Raw genomic sequence first — 19,119 nt, forward strand, 5'->3', positions numbered from 1 at the left:
GAACTCTACAAGACGATATAGAAAATGCTATAGCAGCGAAGTTTCTTGAACAAGTCAAAGAATTTGTAAACAGTAGGTCAGAGAAAACTTATTCAAGTACAGTTTAGACAGAGAAATTAGTGAAGTTGAAATTAAGACAGTCATTACATCGCCTACATTTCAATGGATCTATAGGAAATCTAGTATTACTATTGATTTAAATGATGCGTTGAAAGATAATATCTTAATAGGTGAGTTGACATTCGTAAGTAAACGCTTGATCTATGGAGTGATAAGAAAAGATATATGCGGTAAAGTATTTAATTTCCATCAACTGATTGTCGAGTTAATTTTTTGAATAATAAATGAATACTTGGAATTTAGAAGTCAACCGGAAGAACAATACATACTATAGTACAGAAAACAGAGGTGCAAAAACGTGTTTCTAATCGAAGAACTTACATACATCAAAAGACTAGGCGGTCTTACCAATCTGAACTTCTTGGTCGAACACAAAGGACAAAAATACGTTTTACGTTTTCCCGCGCATGAGTTTGAAGATATTATTAATCGCCAAAATGAGAAAGCGAATCAGCAGATTGCGGCTGAAATTGGGGTGACGGTCGGGAATGTGGTGTTTACGGATGACGGGATTAAAATGACTCCGTATTATGATGCGACGGCTGATTTGACGCGGGATTTGATTGTGACACCGGAGTATTTGGAGAAAGTGGCGGGTGTGTTGTCTACGCTTCATTCGTCGACTAGGGAGTTTAGGAATCGTTTTGATTATTGGGGTGAAGTAGAGAAGTATAAACAGGCGTTAACGGAAATTCCTTCCCTGTATGTGTTGTTGGAGGAGCGGTTGAGGAAGTTGATGCAAGGGGAGCGGCAAGAGTATGCGCTGTGTCATATGGATTCGGTGACGGGTAATTTTATTCAGAATGATGCGAAGCAAGTGCTGTTGATCGACTGGGAGTACAGTGCGAATTATTTGCCGGAATGGGATTTAGCGGCGTTTGTTTTGGAACGGGAGTTAAGTGAGCAGCAAGAGCAAGTGTTACTCAATTATTACGGTTTGCCGGCTACTTCGAAAAAGTCGCTGGATCTGCAAAAGTTGAAGTCGGACTTTCTTTGGTCGTTATGGTCGCTCGTTAAAGAAAAGGAAGATCCTTCGTTTGAACAATATACAGCGAAGCGGACGGAGCGTCTTATCGAAGGGTTAGAGCGGTTTTATAAGGTGTATGAGAATTAAAAGTTCGGTACAAAGTTGTTGTGAAAACGTATAAAACGATATTGCATTCATCCCAGATCTTCTATTCGGAGGGTCTGGGTTTTCAAATTTCCCTATTAAGTCATGCATCATCCCGACTAACTTCCCATCAATTGGGGTATAGAATATATTGTGCCTACTTTCACCGTAGGAACGTTGGTAGTATTAAAGAGGAGAGTGCCATACATGAAACCAGTAATCGGGGTCACGTCAGATCTAGATCAAAACGGTGATACATTAGTTCAGACTAGATACATACAGGCCGTTCGACAAGCAGGTGGCGTACCTGTTATTTTGCCAGTCGGACTCGAAGCGATTGAAGACGTTTGTGATCGGTTAGATGGTTTATTGCTAATTGGTGGGGAAGATCTAGATCCGTATTTGTATGGCGAAGAACCACATCGGCAGCTTGGGAAAGTGCTGCCTGAGCGGGATCAGTCGGAGCTTGCGCTATTTAAAACGATGGCGGATCTAGATAAGCCCGTGTTTGGGATTTGTCGAGGCTATCAGTTGATGAATGTGGCGTTTGGTGGGACGATTTATCAGGATATGTATGCGCAGCTGTCAGAGGATTTGTTGCAGCATTATCAGCTGACAGATTTAGACTATGCTTTTCATTCCATTGATATTGTAGGGGATAGTCGGTTGGCGGAGTGGGCGGGTACTTCTGAAGTGCGAGTGAATTCGCTGCATCATCAGGCGGTGAAGGAAGTGAAAGCACCACTTGTCGTGACAGCGGTTGCGAAAGACGGTGTGATTGAAGCGCTGGAAAGTACGGCGCATCGTTTTATGGTAGGTGTTCAGTGGCACCCTGAAGCGATGGTGAAACAAAAAGATGCGTTGTCGTTGAAGTTGTTTAAGAAATTTATTGAGGCGGCAAGCGAAAACAGGTAATGAATTTTTACATAACTACACCCTCCAACGAACTGTATTGGAGGGTGTAGTCGTTTTGAATTTCACATTAGTTATTCGTTACTTTCTTGCGTCCTAAGCTGAATTCTGCCCATGAATGAATTTCATAGGTCGGCTGAATTGCTGTACGGTTTTCACGACGGTCTGGATTGAACCAGCATGTGTCGATACCCGCGTTGATTCCACCTTGTATATCGGACGTTAACGAATCACCGATCATCAGTACACGTGAAGGATCTGTGATGCCTAGTTTCTGAAATGTATATTCGAAAATCTCAGGCTGTGGCTTTTTGTAGCCTGTTTCTTCAGAAGCAATGATCGCTTCGAATGTATCGCGTAAAGGAGACCCCGCGATGCGAGCGTGCTGCGCGATGGTGAAACCGTTTGTTAAGATCGCCAATCGGTAATCAGCTAGCTGTGTAATCATCTCTTCCACGCCGTCGATCATATGTGATTCGTGGCCTAGATTTTCGATGTATAGCTCTCCAAAATGTGAAGCATCTACTTGCAGTTCGTGCTGTGTGAATAACCGACGGAAACGTTCTACTTTTAATTCTTCCAGTGTGATGCGTCCTTGCTCGAGATCGTCCCAGATGACGGAGCTGATCGCGCGGTATGTGTCACGGTACGCTTCTAAACCGTTTGGTAGTCCGAACGTGTGGAATGTATTGCCGAGTGCGTGTTTTTCAGTTTCTTCAAAATCGAATAATGTATCGTCTAAATCGAATAATAGTACATCGTATGGCATATAAAAGAACTCCTTTTTTTACAATATGTACTAGTATAACATGGGAAATAGACTGCTGGGGAATTGTCTACTCGTCACGATAGAATGTAGATGGAAGTAGATGATACATAGGTTCGTGAGGCGTGTGATATGATGATCGGTAAGAATTACAAGATAATTAAGCGGTATTTTTGTGACATCCATTCATCAGGAATACTAGTGCAACGTCTTTTAGTGAAACTTTCACTATACAGAAAGAAGGTGATCTTCATGAGTAAAACTGTATGCATTATCGGTGCGGGTATGGGCGGGTTAATGGCCGGCGCTTTGTTAGTCAAAGAAGGATATCAAGTGACGGTTCTTGAAAAAGCTACGAGAGTCGGTGGGTCAGCAGGTTCCTATGTACGAAATAAACGTATATTTCCTGCCGGTGCGACGATTGCTTTTGGATTGGAAGAGCACGGATTATTAGACACGCTGTTTACTAAACTCGATTTGAAAGTCCCGTTTGTTTTGCTCGATCACCCGATGGATGTGGTGATGGAAGACCGACAGATTTCATTGTATCGAGATAAAATGGCTTGGGAAAATGAGCTTTCGCGTGTTTTTCCTGAAAGACGACAAGACGTTATCGCCTTTTGGCGTACATTACAGCAAATCAGTGAAGCGGTATATGGCGTGACAGCTACTGGCGTGTCGTTGCCAATAGCGCACCTATATGACTTGGGTAAGTTACCGAGCCATGCGGTTACACACCCTAGAAGTATGTTGCGTCTAGCTCGCTATGCTACGCGGACAGTGGAGGATTTGCTTCGCGCGTATAAACTCGATACGTATGAACCGTTGCGACAATTCATCGATGCGCAGTTGCTTGACGCGGCACAAACGGATTGTACGGAAGCGGCTTTATTGCCGTCGAGCCTTGCGCTCACTATTTACAGACGAGGCAGCTTCTATGTGGAAAAAGGAATGAGTCAGTTGAGTGAACTTTTGGCAGAGCGAATTGTGGCACTAGGCGGGGAAGTAATTACTGCGTCTCCTGTAACGGAATTGCTATATCAAGAGAAAAAGTGGCTTGTGACTAGTAGGAAGAAGACGAAACACTATGACGTGGTGGTCAACAATGCAGGTGTTTCGTTCGGACCGCGTACGAGTCATTCCGAATCCAAGGAGTTTGCGTGGGGCGCTTTCCGAATTGATGCGCTTCTTTCAGACGCATTCTGGCATCAAGAATTGGATGGCAGACCGTTACCTTTTGCGATGCAGATCGTACCGGACAAAGAACGGACGGTACTTCATTCAGATGGTCACGGCCCGGTCTATGTGACGTTTCAGCCTGCTTATGATCGCCGGAATGAACGCATCGAAGACGAGATGATGATGACTTGTTCGATTCATACAGATGCCGAGCTGTGGGAAGAGTTATCAAAAGAAGCGTATGAAGAAAAGAAGGAAATCATAGCGCAAGCCATGTTTGCTGAAATTCAAAAAGTTCTTCCCGTTGAAGAGTATGTACTGTATTCGGAAGCGGGTTCACCGAAGACCTATCAAAAGTATATCGGTAAGTCAGAAGTAGGTGGTTTTCCTTTGACTGTCAGGAATGCGATTTGGAAGCCGAAAAGTGTGCGTTCTTCTTTGCCGCAATTATACATTGCAGGCGAGCAGTCGTTTCCTGGTCCTGGGACGCTATCTTCTGCATTGAGTGGTAGTCATGTGGCGCGAGCGGTTATGAAGACGTGGCCGTTAGCATGATAGGAAAGCAATCATGTACTTCATGATGACAAAATGGGATGTGCTTCCATCTACTTCAATGCTATAATCAACCATACGAGTTTTCATTCAAAATATAGAAATGGGTCTAGACTATCTATCAGAAAGGAGCCAACATGAGCACAAACAATAAAACAGTCGTCCGCTCCTTGGACATACTTAACCTATTCGTCGATCATCCAGCACTGACTTTCCAAGAAATCATTGACCTATCGGGAATCCCGAAATCCTCCGTCTATCGCATGCTGTCGTCACTTGAAGAAATGAAGTTTCTCGAGAAAGGCGCGGATTCACAGTATCGTCTCGGTTTGTTGCTGTTGAAATATGGTAGTTTGCTTTCGAAACGGCTGGACATCCGAAAGATTGCGTATCCGATTATGGAAGAGCTTCATCAAGATGTGAAAGAAGCGATTAATTTGATTGTCCGTCAAGGAGATCACGCGATTTATGTGGAGAAGATCGATACATTCCAGAAAGTTCGTTTGTACACGGCGATTGGTAGAAGCAGTCCGTTGTATGCAGGGGCTTGTTCTCGGATTATTTTGTCCTATCTTTCGGATAGCTATATCGCCGAGTATTTGGATAAGACCGAATTACAGCAGTTCGGTACTGGTACGTTCACCGATCGAGAGTCGTTGCTCGCATCTATTCAAGAGACGCGGCAGAACGGCTATACGCTCAGTAATTCAGAGCTTGAGAATTTCACATCTGCTGTGGCGGCGCCCATCTTTGATTTTAATGGAGATGTAATCGCGGGCATTAGTATCGCGGGTATTGAAGCGAATTATCAAGAAGAGCATGTGAAAATACTCGTTCCAAAAGTAAAAAAAGCCGCCTTGGAAATCTCCAGGCAGCTTGGATATACAGGATGAATGAAGCCTTGCATTTCAGTAGAGTTATACTGAAATGCAAGGTTTTTTATTTACTATTGAAGTTTCTGCTGAATACCAATTTTGATTTGGTTGATCCGCTCTTCTTTTGCGATGAGTTCGCGCTCTGCTTCTGCATGGGTGATGAGCTTAAAAGTTAGTTTCGCGTTAGGTTTCACTTGCGACAGGCTGCCTAAGTCGGCGGTGATGACTTGGCCGATTTTCGGATAGCCGCCAGCCGTTTGTCTGTCCGCCATTAAAATAATCGGCTTACCGTTAGGCGGGATTTGAATCGTTCCGAACGTCACGCCTTCCGATAGCAGTTCCAATTTTTCCGTTAACGAAAGTGCTTGTCCTTCAAGTCGTAAGCCCATTCGGTTAGATTGCGGCGTGACGACATACGGCTCGCTAACTAGTCGTTGTTTACTGGCTCCATCAAAGTGCTGATATTCAGTGCCTTCCATGATTCGAATCGTTTGTGTGGAAGCCAGGCTGATAAACGGATGATGCGGTACAGCCCAGTCTGGCGTGCCTTGTTGTTCGATCCGTGTAAAGACTTTGTCGTTTGATTTCGTCAACTGACCGAACGACAAGTGATCGTTTTGCTGCAGTGCTCTTCCTTTGAATCCACCAATTCCCGCCACCAAATACGTACTTTTACTTCCCATCACAACTGGTATATCGATTCCACCGGCAATTGCCAAATACGCGCGACAACCTTCAATCGCAAAGCCGAACTTGAGAATGGAACCTTTTTTAATAATAACAGGCCGCCAATTCGCAACCGGTATTCCGTCAATTGTTGTTTGAAGATCTCCGCCTGTAATGGCGATCAATGTATCTTCCTCAAACTGTAGCATCGTGCCAAATAATGTGATTTCGAAAACACCTTCACGTTCATCGTTGCCGACTAGGAGGTTCGCAATGCGCATGGAATAACTATCCATGGCACCGCTTACAAGAACACCGAATTTTTGCGAACCGGTCCGCCCGATATCTTGTATGGTCGTCAAAAGCCCGGCATTCAATACGTTTATTGACATGACTTCACCTTCTTTTGCTCGTCATACTGTTGTTGTGTTATCGGATAAAAAGTAATTTTGTCTCCCGATTGCAATAAAGACGGGGGAGATAATTCCGGTACGAATAGATCCGTTGGTGTACGTCCGATAATTTGCCAACCACCCGGTGTTTCAAGTGGATAGACACCGGTTTGTTTGCCGGCAATTCCGACCGAGCCAGGAGGAATCGATGTCCGTGGCGTTAATTTTCGCGGTGTCGCAATTCGTTCATCGAGGCCACCGAGAAACGGAAATCCTGGTGCGAAGCCGATCATGTACACGAGATATTCAGGTGTCGTATGAATTTCAATGACTTCGTCAATAGACAGATTATGCGTTTCCGCCACGATGTGTAGATCGGGACCGAATGTTCCGCCGTATAGAACCGGAATATCGACTACTCTTCCTTCAGTAACCGGAAGGTCGGATATTTGGTCAGCTAGCGTATTGATATAATGAATGACTTTTTCCAAAGGCGTGCCATCTGTTTGAAAGCCATGCGTTGATTGATGGACGAGATACGGAGAGTAGTATACCGCCAAGCTATTATAAGCGGGAACCGACTCGATGAATCCGTCGAATGGGAATTCATCCAAAAGGAAAGACAGGTTTTTCACTTGTTGATGGACGGAAGGATGGATGCCTTCGCCTAATTTTATCAAAATGGCAGAATCGCCAAGTGCTTTGATATCGAGAGATTTCTGATCACTCATCGTAACATCTCCTTCAAATTCCGAAATTCGAAACCGTTATTCTGAAAAACGAATCGTAGTTCTATTATAGATTTCTAGAGAGAAAATACAAGCTTATTATTCGGTTAATGAAAATACTCACCATATTTAGATAATGGTCTATTCAACAAAAGATTTTTGTGATAGACTAAGTTTCAAGTTCAAAACCTCGGTTTCGAATATCGGAACTAAGTTGAATGCAAACGCTTACTTCCTGTTGGCGGGTTCGTTCATTGTGAAAAACATAGGAGGTCATATACATGGCAAAAGTAGATTTGAATAGTGATTTGGGAGAAAGTTTTGGTCGTTATACATTAGGCGAACAAAAAGAAATTTTAAAATATGTTACGTCTGCCAATATAGCGTGCGGATTCCACGCAGGAGATCCTTCCGTGATGCGGGAGACGGTACAGCTTGCGATCGACAATGGCGTCCGAATCGGTGCGCATCCAGGATTACCGGATTTAGTTGGATTCGGTCGACGAGATATGAATATTACCGCTCAAGAAGCGTATGACATGGTCGTCTATCAAATTGGTGCACTACAAGCGTTTTTAGCTGTACATCAAGAACCGATGCAGCATGTTAAGCCGCATGGTGCGCTGTATCAAATGGCGTCAAGAGATCAAGGCATTGCCGAAGCGATTGCACAGGCCGTCTATGATGTATCGCCAGACTTTGTATTGTTCGCTCTTGCGGATAGTGAATTGTCAAAAGCTGGGGAAGCGATTGGACTTGTGACGGCGCATGAAGTATTTGCCGATCGTACGTATCAATCAAACGGCATGCTCACTTCGCGTTCGCAAGACGATGCGATGATTACCGATCAAGAGAAGTCTGCAGCACAAGTGATTACGATGGTGAAAGAAGGAAAAGTACGTTCGCAGCAACAGACCGATGTCGCGCTACGTGCAGATACGATTTGCATTCATGGAGATGGAGAGTACGCAGTCGAGTTCGCGAAATACATTACAGATCGCCTACGTGGTGAAGAAATTACGATTAGCGCTATTTCCGGCAGGGAGGATGCTGTATGAAAAATGAGAAGTTAGGACTTACTCATGAGCAGGAGCAGAAAAAAGTAACTCGTGGCGTCTTACTTGGCGCCGCGTTCCTAATGGCCACGTCATCTGTCGGACCAGGCTTTTTAACACAGACTACTGTATTTACGGAACAACTTGCAGCAAGTTTCGGTTTCGTTATTTTAATTTCATTAATTTTGGATGTCTTTGCCCAAATGAATATTTGGAGAGTTATCGCGGTGTCCGGTTTACGTGGACAAGAAATTGCCAATAAAGTGCTACCCGGTTTAGGTTTCGTTCTGGCTTTCCTCATTGTCGCAGGGGGCCTTGCGTTTAATATCGGAAACGTAGCGGGGGCAGGTTTAGGGCTTAACGCGATGGTTGGCATCGATCCCATTATGGGCGCGATCATCAGTGCGATTTTTGCGATATTGATCTTCGTAGTAAAAGAAGCAGGTAAAGTAATGGACAAAGTCGTGGCGGTTGCGGGTGTGATCATGATTATTTTGGTCGTATTCGTCGCGTTCAAGACATCGCCGCCAGTCGGGGAAGCGATCATTCGAACGTTTAATCCGTCTGAAATTAGTTTCTTCGCAATCGTCACATTGGTTGGCGGAACAGTCGGCGGGTACATTACGTTTGCAGGAGGACACCGTTTGCTAGATGCGGGGATTAAAGGAATTGATTCTGTCCCGTTAGTTACAAAAAGTTCTGTCACGGGTATTGCAGTCACTGGTATCATTCGCGTGGCATTATTTTTAGCGGTGCTCGGAATCGTTGCACAAGGATTGCAGATCGATCCAGACAATCCACCTGCATCGGTGTTCCAGCTTGGAGCAGGCGAACTTGGGTTGAGATTGTTCGGAGTCATCATGTGGGTAGCAGCTATCACGTCTGTCGTCGGTGCAGCGTATACGTCGGTTTCGTTCATCCGCTCGTTCCACCCACTCATTGAAAAGCATCATAACTGGATCATTATTTTATTCATTGTGATATCGACTTCGACGTTCGCATTTGTTGGCAAGCCGGTCACAATTCTGTTATTGGTAGGGGCAGTGAATGCATTGATTCTGCCACTAGCACTCGGTACGTTGCTCATTGCGGCGTATAAGAAAGATATTGTGGGTGAATATAAGCATCCACTTTGGTTGACGATTGGCGGCGCAGTCGTCGTCGTCGTAATGGGTGTGTTGGGTGTTATGACATTGATTGAACAGATTCCATTACTCTTTGACTGATGAATAGGAGGTTTTATTGATGGAAGCGTATCGTTCCATGAAAGCACAAGAAGTTCGGAAGTTGATTCGACAGCAAACCATTACGGGACAGACGTCCGGAATGGCTACAGGCTTTACGCAAGCGAATTTGGTCATATTAAAACAAGAGCATGCGCTGGATTTCTTGCTGTTTTGCCAGCGTAATCCGAAGTCTTGTCCATTGCTCGATGTCACAGAACCAGGTTCGTATCGTCCTACTAAGATCGCGGAAGATGCAGACATTCGCAGTGAACTACCGAGTTATCGCATTTATAGAGACGGTGTGTTGACTGAAGAAGTGAATGATATCACGAAGTACTGGGAAGACGATATGGTCGGCTTTTTAATCGGATGTAGTTTTACATTTGAAGCACCGTTACTTGCGGATGGAATTCCTATTCGGCATATTGAAGAAAATCGCAATGTCCCGATGTATAAAACGTCTATTGCCTGCACAAAGTCGGGTATTTTTGAAGGGCCGACTGTAGTCAGCATGCGACCCATGAATGCGCAAGATGCGATTCGCGCGATTCAAATTACGACGCGTTTCCCGGATGTTCACGGGGCACCGATTCATCTCGGTGATCCTAGTTTGATTGGGATAGACGACATTTCTGCACCTGACTTTGGTGACGCGGTGACGATCAATGAAGGAGAGATCCCTGTGTTCTGGGCGTGCGGCGTTACTCCGCAAGCTGTAGCCATGCAAAGTAAGCCGGCCATTATGATCACGCATTCACCAGGTTGTATGTTCATTAGCGATAGGAAGGATTCAGAGCTCAGTGTGTTGTAAGTAAAAAAGTTCTCAACCGACGTCAAGTCGAGTTGAGAACTTTTTTGATTGCTTATGGAAAAGCGTAGTTCAATTGCTACGCCTACTTTCTAGAAATGAATGAAACTTTATTGCACGGTATATCCACCGTCGAGCACAACGGCTTGACCGGTAATCCCTTTCGCGCTATCACTGGAAAGATATAACGCGAGATCTGCTATTTCTTTCACATCCAGTAAACGTTTCTGTGGAACTAGAGGATAAATAATTTCTTCCAGTACCGATTCGAGAGGGACACCACGAACTTCTGCTAAGTCTTCAAATTGATTGCGCACGAGAGGCGTATCGACGTAGCCAGGGCAAATCGCATTGACAGTAATGCCGTCAGCCGCCGTTTCAAGAGCGGCTACTTTCGTCAACCCGATGACGCCGTGTTTGGAAGAGTTGTAAGCTGCTTTGCCTGCGAATCCTACGAGTCCGTTAATAGACGCCATGTTCAAGATTCGACCGAATTTCTGTTTCTTCATATGCGGCAATACTAGCTTTGTCGCAATGAATGGCGCAGTGAGCATCACCTGCACGAGCAGTTCGAATCGTGCAGTAGGGAAGTCTTCGAGCTTTGCGACGTGCTGCAAACCTGCGTTGTTAATCAAAATGTCGATTCTGCCGAAGTGCGCTATGGCTTCATCGATTGCATGCTGAATATCTTGTTCTTTCGTTACGTCACATTTCAAGCCGATTGCGCCGCCACCTAACGTGACAGCCGCTTCTTTAACTTTATCTTCATTCAAATCGGTCAACACGACAATGGCGCCAGCTTCTGCGAATGCTTTCGATATTTCGAATCCAATTCCTTGAGCGGCCCCTGTGATGAGCAATACTTTATCTTTTACCATATGGATTTCCTCCTTGACCTATTAAATACCGAATCCTAGTGAGAATAAAACGATTGCGATGATGACACCGATGGTCGGCACAATCACTGTAACCGCCGCCATTGCACCGTACGCAGCACGATGCGTTTCACCAGCGATAGACTGAATCGTCGTGACAACATAGCCATTATGCGGCAATGAATCGAGCGCACCAGATGAAATCGCCACGACGCGGTGAAGTGCTTCCGGATTGACCCCCATATCCATGTAATGGGGTGCGAATAGCGGTAGAGCAATAGCTTGCCCACCAGAAGCGGATCCAGTCATACCGGCGATAACCGATACGGCGATTGCTGCACCGATTAACGGAGAGCCAGGGATATTTGTCATCACGGCGACGGCATCTTGGAATGCGGGGACTGCTTTTGCTACGCCACCGAATCCAACGACAGCGGCTGTGTTCCCAATTGCGACCATTGCGCCGAGTGTACCAGCTGAAACCGCTGCACCGTAGTTTTGTGAGTATTTTCTGCCGACGAAATAGGTGGAGATGATGCCGCCGAGTAAAGCTAGAATTAATGCAGATTGTGCTAGTTTGTCATGGAATACATAAGAAATGATCAAGACAATTGCCAATGGAATCATGGATAGGAAAGGGTTCGGCAATGCGCGCGTCGTATCGAATGTAGGATCTGATGCTCTGTCAACAAAACGTTCGCCTTTCTTGACAGCCTTTGTGATGATGCGCTTAAGCCACCAGTAGCCAAAGAAAGCCATGAACAATGCGACGACGAGACTGACTTCCCAGCCGGCGTACGCATTCGTTCCAAGAAATTCAATAGGGATCCAGTTTTGGATTTCAGGTGATCCCGCGGACGTCATCGTAAACGTCACGGAGCCGAGCCCTAATGTAGCAGGTATGAAACGTCGCGGTAGATTCGCTTGCTTGAAAAGCGAGATAGCCATCGGATACACAGAGAACGCAACGACGAACAAACTCACGCCGCCATATGTTAGAATCGCACAAGCCATCACAATGGCGAGTACCGCGAACTTCATGCCGAGCTTTTCTACGAACCATTTCGCAACCGCATCTGCCGCTCCGCTGTCTTCCATTACTTTACCGAAAATAGCTCCGAGTAGGAACATTAAATACCACGACATGATGAAACTTGTAAATCCTGTCATATAGCTAGTGACGAAGTTTTCTTCTCCTTCGCCAGCTAGTTGAGGGAATAATGCCATGCCACTCATTAATGCGACAAATAAAGCCGAAACCGGTCCAGCGATTAATATGTTCATGCCTCTCATCGTTAAAATAATCAGTAAAGCTAAACCGCCGATCAGTCCAATCATCCCTAATATACCCATCCGTATCCCTCCGTTTTTAAAATAGTTTGTCTGAATTGTTACAAGTGAAGCGCTTTCATGTATTTAAACAGAAAACAAAAAAACATGCAAACCGCTACATAGCAACGTTTACATGTTTATGGCTGAAAATAATTCCAGATTTCAGGAATTCTGGTAGTGAAATACTAGGAGACTAGTCCGGAATATCGGAATTAATTCCACATTATCGGAAAATAGGTCCTATCTCATATTTTTTTAATTTCTCATATAACGTACTTTTACTTAAACCGAGTATAACGGCAGCTTCTTTTTTATTCGGAAATTGTGCTAATGTTTCAAGAAGAATGGTTCGTTCCACTTCTTCTAGTGATTCGGAAAGTGTTCGTGAGCTGGGGGAATAGTTCATCTTGCGCTGTTTAACTTGTGGCGGCAAGGCATCCGGTGTAACCGTATCACCGCTTGTTAAATAAACCGCCGCCTGAATGACATGTTGAAGTTCACGTATATTGCCTGGCCATCGGTACGCGTTCAAGTAGTCCAACGTCTCTTTCGAAAACTCCAAGCTTCTTTTTCCTGTCTGACGAATGGTCTTATGGAATATGAAACTGATAATCTCAGAGAAATCTTCCATTCGTTCACGCAATGGTGGCACATTCAGCGTAATCGCTTGTATTCGGTAGTAGAGATCGGTTCGGAATTGATTCATTTCGATGAGTTCAGTTAATGGTTGGCTAGAAGAAGCGATAATCCGGACATTTACCGGTTCTGCCTGATGCGAATTCAATGATTCGACTACACCATCATTCAATAATCGAAGAAGCTTCACTTGAACAGGTAAGGGCAGGCTACCGATATCATCTATAAATAAAGTGCCACCGTCAGCTAGTTGAATTCTGCTTTTTCGATCACTCGTACTTCCTTGTCCAAACAATTCGGTTTCCAATAAATCGGGTGGTATTGCCGCACAGTTCACTGTAATTAACGGCTCATCTGAGCGATTCGATAATTGGTGGATACTATGAGCGAACAAGGTTTTCCCAGTTCCACTTTCACCTTGGATGAGCACAGGCAAGTCACTCGGAGCGATCATATGAATAGTCTCTTTTATGGAAAGAATACTAGCTGAAGACCCTTTTATATCCGTCATTTGATAGGAGTTAGGCACTTGCGCCACTTCCCCCATATGAATTTTCTCTAACGTCTGTTTTACATGAGAGCTTAGATGATGCCAGTCGTGTAGATCCCGGAACACTACGCTACCGAATGCGCCGACCACTTCACCATCCACCCTGATTGGTATTCGATTCGCCAGCATATATGTTCCTTTAATATAATGAGGAGAGGCAATATGTTCTTCTCCAGATTTCACCACTTCGTGCATGCGGGTGTTTTCAATCACTTCATTCACAGGACGGCCTATAGTATCGCGTTGTTCAATGTGAAGAAATTTACAATAGTCTTGATTCATATAAATAATGTTGGCATCTTGGTCCACTACAACGAACCATTGAAACGCATTTTCCAATATTTGATTTAGCACATATTCGGGGAGATTAGTAATTAAGCGATTCAAAAAAATACACCGTCCTGTCCTATTTTATTTTCCATCAACATTATAGGCCATACTTCTAGAGAGCCATCATTTAAATACATAATATGGCAAATGATACAGCGATTCAACAATAAATTCAGAATACTGGAAATTAATATAGACGAAATCCATATAGTACTATATACTTGTCTATAAGACAGGTACTTTATGCGCAAAAGTCTATGTAAACGCTTACTATTTCTACAAATGAATGAATGCAGGTCGATAACTAAAGCTATATTTATTGGCCTGTTTTTTAGTGCGTTAATGTATATGTCTGAAAGGAGGTGAGAATTGAATGCGTCACGTAGTGGATAAAGAAAATCCCCGAGTGCTTCATGTCGTGGGAGACAGACTCGAGGATTTAATAGCTGGTGTATACCAACATATCGCTAGTATACCCCTTTATCCTACTAATCGAAAGGAGTTTCTACAAAAAGGGGGATAATGGGGCATGGATGAAGAAACAAAGTCAGTGATTTCACCGGGGACGAGTATGGTATTTCCGTATTATGATGACGTGGGAAAGTTATGTGCGGTGTTACTGAAAGACGGTGATTTTGTACGAGTGGACAAAAGTCCAACTGAGGTAGTGGACTTGAGCATGCAGTTTTACGGGACTAGTTTGCGCGGCGGGATCGATGGGGGCAAGGCGTTAATGGGGAGAATCCATATGACACCTGTAATGGTGAATGAGCGTTTGGATATATATTTATTTCCAAGTAACTCACCTTCGAGTACTGAATGCGTGTGGTTTTCATTGTCACAAATCTTGACATTCTTACCGTTCGATAAAGGTCATACAAAAGTGATATTCCGTGATGGCAATGTTTTCACTGTGAACTGCAGTTATTCGGTGTTCCAGAAAAGATACCAGCGAACGTGTATGTTAAAGAATGGATTGACAGCAAGGTTCACGCAGATGGCGCTCGGTGATAGGAAAGAGTATAAGACGTATTTGATCCGAAAGAATCACAAGCGTGGCAATTATGAGATTACGGATGAGTAAATAGATGTATACATAGCGTTCCTCTTTGGAGGAGCGCTTTTTCTGTCGAATGGATTGTGAAATGTTCACTGTTTTGATAGTTGGGTGGTATAATCAATGTACTAATGAATCGTTTGGTTGGGAACTCTGTTCATGAGCGGTCAGGGGGGAAGAGTATGTTGTTTGATTTCTTTAAGCCGAAGTGTGAATATTGTAAGAAGCGGACGTCTGTTTATCAGGGGTATTATTTGCCGAATGATAAGAAGATTAAAGTTTGTTCGTCTTGCGCGCGTTTTGCGCAACGTCGTGGGTTTCGCAAGTGGAAGGGTTGACGTAACGTGAAGCGCTGCCTTTCATTTACGTCCAACTGGAATCGTCAGCTAATATAATAAAATGTATAGAGACAAAAGCAAGAGCTACCCAAATGGGCAGCTCTTGCTTTTGTTTATATTTCTAAATTACGTTTGGCTGTTAGTTGGTCTTTTAATTTCATTAGCAGTTTTTCCCGACGTTTTTTAATTCCTGAAACCGAAATACCGAAGTGGGTGGCGCATTCAGCTTGGGTTTTGTTTTCTACATATAGATTGACTAGCAGTTCGCGTTCATTAGTCTGGAGTGCGGTGATGATTTCGTGTAATTCGTTGTTAGGGTCTTCGGTGAAGTTGTTTTGTGTTAGGTGTTCTAAGGTTTCGCTTTCGACTGATGTGTTGACTTCGCTGAATCGACTTTCTTTTTTTAAGTCGTCGAGCATCGCGCCGTAGATGGAACGATAGGCGAACGGCGTGAAATTCCCTTTGGTTTCATCAAAGCGTGTCCATGCATGAAATAGGGCGATGCGTCCGGTTTGACGGAAGTTGTCGAAATCACGGTAGATGTTTAGTTTTCTGATGACCGCTGAGATCATCGGTTCGTATTGTTCCATTATGTGTTCAAAGTTTTCATTCTGTCTGCTTTCCATAAATGTGACCTCTTCAGGTCGTGCACGACACTTTGTATTCCCTGGGTATTTATATAATAGAAAGTTTTAAAAGGGATATCGAATCGTCATAAAGTAGTTTTGGTTGGGGAGAAGCATATGCTTTTGGGGGTGGAAAGGAAGTGGTTTTATTGGATGAAGTTGGAGTGGGTGGTTGTTTTTTTGTTAGTGGATGGGGTGTTTGATAGAGCGGTTATGCGTTGGGTGTGAGCGGATTTGGTGTTTGATAGAGCGCTCGTGGGTTGAGTATGAGCGGATTTGGTGTTTGATAGAGCGCTCGTGGGTTGGGTATGATCGGATACGGTGTTTGATAGAGCGCTCGCGGGTTGAGTATGAGCGGATACGGTGTTTGATAGAGCGCTCGCGCGTTGAGTATGATCGGAAATCGTGTTTGATAGAGCGCTCGCGCGTTGAGTATGATCGGATATGTTTGATAGAGCGCTCGCGCACTGGGTATGATCGGAAATCGTGTTTGATAGAGCGCTCACGCACTGAGTATGATCGGATACCATGTCCAATAGAGCGCGCACGCACTGGGTATGATCGGAAATCGAGTTTGATAGAGCGCTCGCGCACTGAGTATGATCGGATATGTTTGATAGAGAGCTCGCGCACTGGGTATGATCGGATACCAAGTTCAATAGAGCGCGCACGCACAAAGTATGATCGGATACCATGTTCAATAGATCGCTCACGCACTGAGTATGATCGGATACCAAGTTCAATAGAGCGCCCCCGCACAAAGTATGATCGGATACCAAGTTCAATAGAGCGCTCACGCACTGAGTATGATCGGATAGCATGTTCAATAGAGCGCCCCCGCACAAAGTATGATCGGATAGCATGTTCAATAGAGCGCTCACGCACTAACTATGATCGGATACCAAGTCCAATAAAGCGCGCACAAAAAAGAGAAGATCCCCGTGACGGGGATCTTCTCTAAAACCTGTTACATTTTAAATTGTGCAATGACTTCTGATAGCTTCTCGCTCAGTTCAGTCAATGTTTCGGCGGCTTCTGTTACCGATTGGATGGCGCGAAGTTGTTCTTCTGAGGATGCGCTGACTTCTTCGCAGGCCGCTGCGGTTTCTTGTGATGTGGCAGACATGGTTTCAACCGTTAAGGACACGTCATCCTTATGCGTAGCGATTAAGTGAATTTCATCGGATACCAGATGGATGGATTCTTGCATCGTATCCATGAGTGAAGATAGTTCTTCAAACGTATTTTCTGTATCTCCGACGACTACGCCTTGGTCGCGGAATGTGTGGATTGTTTGTTGCATTTGTTCCGATACGATATGTGATTCTTTTTGTAATTCTTCTATTGTAACTTTGACATCGTCTGTGGCACGTGCGGATTGTTCAGCCAGTTTGCGTACTTCTTCTGCCACGACTGCGAATCCTTTGCCGTGCTCTCCCGCTCTTGCCGCTTCAATGCTTGCGTTTAGTGCCAAGAGGTTGGTTTGTTTTGAAATGTTCATGATCGTTTCCATGACACTACCGATTGCTTGTACTTTAATTGCGAGTGAATCAATGTCGGTGGACATCTCTTCTAGCGTTTTACCTGTAGTTGTAAAGGAAGTCTTCAGTGCATGCATTTGTTGCTGACCATTGGTATTTTGGATACCGGTTTGAGTAGCAATATCCAGCATCACTTGCGATTTTTCTCGAATTTCATTGATTTCTTGGCTGAGAAGGTCGATGCGTTCTGTCACAATTTCTGCATCTTCTGCAGATTTCGCGGCACCTTGTGCAATTTCTCCGACAGCCATTGCGACTTCATTGCTTGCTGCACTCGTTTCTTCTGATACGGCACTTAAGCTTTCGGAATTCGATCGGACATTGTCTGCTGATGTATGGACGACTGTGATGATTTCGTTCATATTTTGCACCATATGATTAAAGTCACGACTCAGTACACCAATTTCATCGGCACTCTGGTTATCTGAACGTACTGTCAGATCTCCGTCAGACACTTTGGCCATCAACTCTTTGACTGTATCGAGTGGCTTTAACATACGGCTGATGGTAATGAATAGACCAACAGATGTGAGAATCAACGTCACAAGTGCAATGATTAACATGGAGTTGCGTAATGAACGCGCCATAGCGCCAAGATCGCTTTCTTCATAAACTGCGCCAATTTTCCAGTTTAAGTCGGGAATCGTCGTATAGATATTGCGCTTATCAATCCCTTGATCGTCGGTATATTGGATTACACCACTATCCGCATCATACATTTTTTTGAAATGGGCTTCGTTTGTTACATCGGTTCCTGATTTGGAAGGATGAACGATCGCCAGTCCTTGATCGTCGATTAACACAGGATACCCGTTATACCCGATATCACGGCTCGCTATTTCGTCTGTCAGAGCGCTCAGTTCAATATCCAGTCCAAGAGCACCGATAAACGTACCATCCTTCATAATAGCTTTGGAAGCAGTGATGACAAACTGATTGGTTGTATCATCTAAATACGGCTCCGTCCATTGCACTTCGTCTGGATTTTCTTGTGCTAATCTATACCAATTTCTCGTCGTCGGATTATAACCCGTCAAATCACCATCCGGTTTTAAGACTGTAAATTTAGATGGCAATGAATAATAGATGGCATCTGCACTTGTATACATGGGCAAGAAATTATCGAGATGTTCCTCTAGTTCCTTAACAGATACTTCTTTACCGTTTTCTCCGGTAAATTTAGTTATTTGATCGGTCGTTGCCAACAATGCCAATCCTTTTTCATACTTGTCCAAAAAGTGATAAATTCCAAAACTCATTTCATTGATGATGGCATCACTCGAATCAATGGCGTTCGCTATCGATTGTTTCTTCGCTTGTTCATTCGTCATTAAGGTCATTAATGCGATGCCTAGAATGAATAAAATCATAGCGGTTAAGATGATTTTTGTTTTAATTGACCGTAACACGGGGTGTTCAACTCCTCCTAAGATGTGTGATGCTA

The 19,119-nt window shown here is 44.2% G+C and carries 16 protein-coding genes; 8 read left to right on the forward strand and 8 right to left on the reverse strand.

All coding sequences use genetic code 11. The features are described 5' to 3' along the window. Window positions 1-418 precede the first annotated feature (418 nt). Both SporoP8_RS13550 and SporoP8_RS13555 read left to right on the forward strand, forming a co-directional pair. Entirely contained in the window at window positions 419-1,234 is an 816-nt protein-coding gene (locus SporoP8_RS13550) for a choline kinase family protein (protein WP_085132996.1), read from the forward strand. A 204-nt stretch (window positions 1,235-1,438) separates the two neighbouring features. Then, window positions 1,439-2,146 carry a gamma-glutamyl-gamma-aminobutyrate hydrolase family protein gene (locus SporoP8_RS13555; RefSeq protein WP_085132997.1) on the forward strand — a complete coding sequence of 236 codons (708 nt, stop codon included), beginning with the start codon at window positions 1,439-1,441 and terminating at the stop codon, window positions 2,144-2,146. A gap of 67 nt (window positions 2,147-2,213) precedes the next feature. Here SporoP8_RS13555 and SporoP8_RS13560 read toward each other — a convergent pair whose 3' ends face one another. Further along, on the reverse strand, window positions 2,214-2,912 hold the full coding sequence (locus tag SporoP8_RS13560) for a YjjG family noncanonical pyrimidine nucleotidase (RefSeq protein WP_085132998.1): 699 nt from the start codon (window positions 2,910-2,912) through the stop codon (window positions 2,214-2,216). 249 nt (window positions 2,913-3,161) lie between these two features. Between SporoP8_RS13560 and SporoP8_RS13565 the strand changes: the two genes are divergently transcribed. Continuing rightward, window positions 3,162-4,643, forward strand: a complete 1,482-nt coding sequence (locus SporoP8_RS13565; RefSeq protein ID WP_158232358.1) for a phytoene desaturase family protein — start codon at window positions 3,162-3,164, stop codon at window positions 4,641-4,643. 134 nt (window positions 4,644-4,777) lie between these two features. Further along, entirely contained in the window at window positions 4,778-5,533 is a 756-nt protein-coding gene (locus tag SporoP8_RS13570; RefSeq protein ID WP_085133000.1) for an IclR family transcriptional regulator, read from the forward strand. Window positions 5,534-5,586: 53 nt separating this feature from the next. Here the strand turns inward: SporoP8_RS13570 and SporoP8_RS13575 are convergent, their stop codons facing one another. Both SporoP8_RS13575 and pxpB read right to left on the reverse strand, forming a co-directional pair. After that, window positions 5,587-6,573: a 5-oxoprolinase subunit C family protein gene (locus tag SporoP8_RS13575; RefSeq protein WP_085133001.1), complete on the reverse strand. Its 987-nt coding sequence runs from the start codon at window positions 6,571-6,573 to the stop codon at window positions 5,587-5,589. Continuing rightward, window positions 6,564-7,304, reverse strand: coding sequence for a 5-oxoprolinase subunit PxpB (gene pxpB, locus SporoP8_RS13580; protein ID WP_085133002.1), 741 nt, complete (start codon window positions 7,302-7,304; stop codon window positions 6,564-6,566). The genes SporoP8_RS13575 and pxpB overlap by 10 nt, the downstream gene beginning before the upstream one ends. 278 nt (window positions 7,305-7,582) lie before the next feature. Between pxpB and SporoP8_RS13585 the strand changes: the two genes are divergently transcribed. Genes SporoP8_RS13585 through SporoP8_RS13595 form a run of 3 tightly spaced genes read left to right on the forward strand, consistent with a single transcriptional unit; the run spans window position 7,583 to window position 10,393 of the window. Further along, window positions 7,583-8,359, forward strand: coding sequence for a LamB/YcsF family protein (locus tag SporoP8_RS13585; protein WP_085133003.1), 777 nt, complete (start codon window positions 7,583-7,585; stop codon window positions 8,357-8,359). Further along, window positions 8,356-9,582 (forward strand): NRAMP family divalent metal transporter, encoded by a 1,227-nt coding sequence (locus tag SporoP8_RS13590; protein ID WP_085133004.1) that lies wholly within the window; start codon window positions 8,356-8,358, stop codon window positions 9,580-9,582. The genes SporoP8_RS13585 and SporoP8_RS13590 overlap by 4 nt, the downstream gene beginning before the upstream one ends. Window positions 9,583-9,601: 19 nt before the next feature. Then, window positions 9,602-10,393 carry a putative hydro-lyase gene (locus tag SporoP8_RS13595; RefSeq protein ID WP_085133005.1) on the forward strand — a complete coding sequence of 264 codons (792 nt, stop codon included), beginning with the start codon at window positions 9,602-9,604 and terminating at the stop codon, window positions 10,391-10,393. A gap of 107 nt (window positions 10,394-10,500) precedes the next feature. Here the strand turns inward: SporoP8_RS13595 and SporoP8_RS13600 are convergent, their stop codons facing one another. The 3 genes from SporoP8_RS13600 to SporoP8_RS13610 all read right to left on the reverse strand — a co-directional run bounded on the left by SporoP8_RS13600 (window position 10,501) and on the right by SporoP8_RS13610 (window position 14,170). Then, a complete protein-coding gene (locus tag SporoP8_RS13600) occupies window positions 10,501-11,268 on the reverse strand; it encodes a 3-hydroxybutyrate dehydrogenase (RefSeq protein ID WP_085133006.1) in 768 nt (255 codons plus the stop codon). 21 nt (window positions 11,269-11,289) lie between these two features. Further along, window positions 11,290-12,612 carry a GntP family permease gene (locus SporoP8_RS13605; protein ID WP_232319265.1) on the reverse strand — a complete coding sequence of 441 codons (1,323 nt, stop codon included), beginning with the start codon at window positions 12,610-12,612 and terminating at the stop codon, window positions 11,290-11,292. 208 nt (window positions 12,613-12,820) lie between these two features. Further along, window positions 12,821-14,170, reverse strand: a complete 1,350-nt coding sequence (locus tag SporoP8_RS13610; protein WP_085133008.1) for a sigma-54 interaction domain-containing protein — start codon at window positions 14,168-14,170, stop codon at window positions 12,821-12,823. Between the two features lie 472 nt (window positions 14,171-14,642). Here SporoP8_RS13610 and SporoP8_RS13615 point away from each other — a divergent pair, with 472 nt between their 5' ends. Then, window positions 14,643-15,197, forward strand: a complete 555-nt coding sequence (locus SporoP8_RS13615; protein ID WP_085133009.1) for a competence protein ComK — start codon at window positions 14,643-14,645, stop codon at window positions 15,195-15,197. 424 nt (window positions 15,198-15,621) lie between these two features. Here the strand turns inward: SporoP8_RS13615 and SporoP8_RS13620 are convergent, their stop codons facing one another. Both SporoP8_RS13620 and SporoP8_RS13625 read right to left on the reverse strand, forming a co-directional pair. Further along, complete coding sequence (locus SporoP8_RS13620) at window positions 15,622-16,134, reverse strand: sigma-70 family RNA polymerase sigma factor (RefSeq protein ID WP_085133010.1); 513 nt, start codon at window positions 16,132-16,134, stop codon at window positions 15,622-15,624. Between the two features lie 967 nt (window positions 16,135-17,101). After that, complete coding sequence (locus SporoP8_RS13625) at window positions 17,102-19,084, reverse strand: methyl-accepting chemotaxis protein (protein ID WP_085133011.1); 1,983 nt, start codon at window positions 19,082-19,084, stop codon at window positions 17,102-17,104. Window positions 19,085-19,119: the final 35 nt, after the last annotated feature.

This window comes from Sporosarcina ureae, assembly GCF_002101375.1.
GTDB lineage: Bacteria > Bacillota > Bacilli > Bacillales_A > Planococcaceae > Sporosarcina > Sporosarcina ureae_B.

Excerpts from the sequence above, each read along its gene's own strand:
- SporoP8_RS13585 (WP_085133003.1), top strand. The coding sequence starts at position 7,583 with ATGGCAAAAGTAGATTTGAATAGTGATTTGGGAGAAAGTTTTGGTCGT.
- SporoP8_RS13615 (WP_085133009.1), top strand. The coding sequence starts at position 14,643 with ATGGATGAAGAAACAAAGTCAGTGATTTCACCGGGGACGAGTATGGTA.
- pxpB (WP_085133002.1), bottom strand. The coding sequence starts at position 7,304 with ATGAGTGATCAGAAATCTCTCGATATCAAAGCACTTGGCGATTCTGCC.
- SporoP8_RS13595 (WP_085133005.1), top strand. The coding sequence starts at position 9,602 with ATGGAAGCGTATCGTTCCATGAAAGCACAAGAAGTTCGGAAGTTGATT.
- SporoP8_RS13575 (WP_085133001.1), bottom strand. The coding sequence starts at position 6,573 with ATGTCAATAAACGTATTGAATGCCGGGCTTTTGACGACCATACAAGAT.
- SporoP8_RS13560 (WP_085132998.1), bottom strand. The coding sequence starts at position 2,912 with ATGCCATACGATGTACTATTATTCGATTTAGACGATACATTATTCGAT.
- SporoP8_RS13555 (WP_085132997.1), top strand. The coding sequence starts at position 1,439 with ATGAAACCAGTAATCGGGGTCACGTCAGATCTAGATCAAAACGGTGAT.
- SporoP8_RS13600 (WP_085133006.1), bottom strand. The coding sequence starts at position 11,268 with ATGGTAAAAGATAAAGTATTGCTCATCACAGGGGCCGCTCAAGGAATT.
- SporoP8_RS13565 (WP_158232358.1), top strand. The coding sequence starts at position 3,162 with ATGAGTAAAACTGTATGCATTATCGGTGCGGGTATGGGCGGGTTAATG.
- SporoP8_RS13620 (WP_085133010.1), bottom strand. The coding sequence starts at position 16,134 with ATGGAAAGCAGACAGAATGAAAACTTTGAACACATAATGGAACAATAC.
- SporoP8_RS13570 (WP_085133000.1), top strand. The coding sequence starts at position 4,778 with ATGAGCACAAACAATAAAACAGTCGTCCGCTCCTTGGACATACTTAAC.
- SporoP8_RS13590 (WP_085133004.1), top strand. The coding sequence starts at position 8,356 with ATGAAAAATGAGAAGTTAGGACTTACTCATGAGCAGGAGCAGAAAAAA.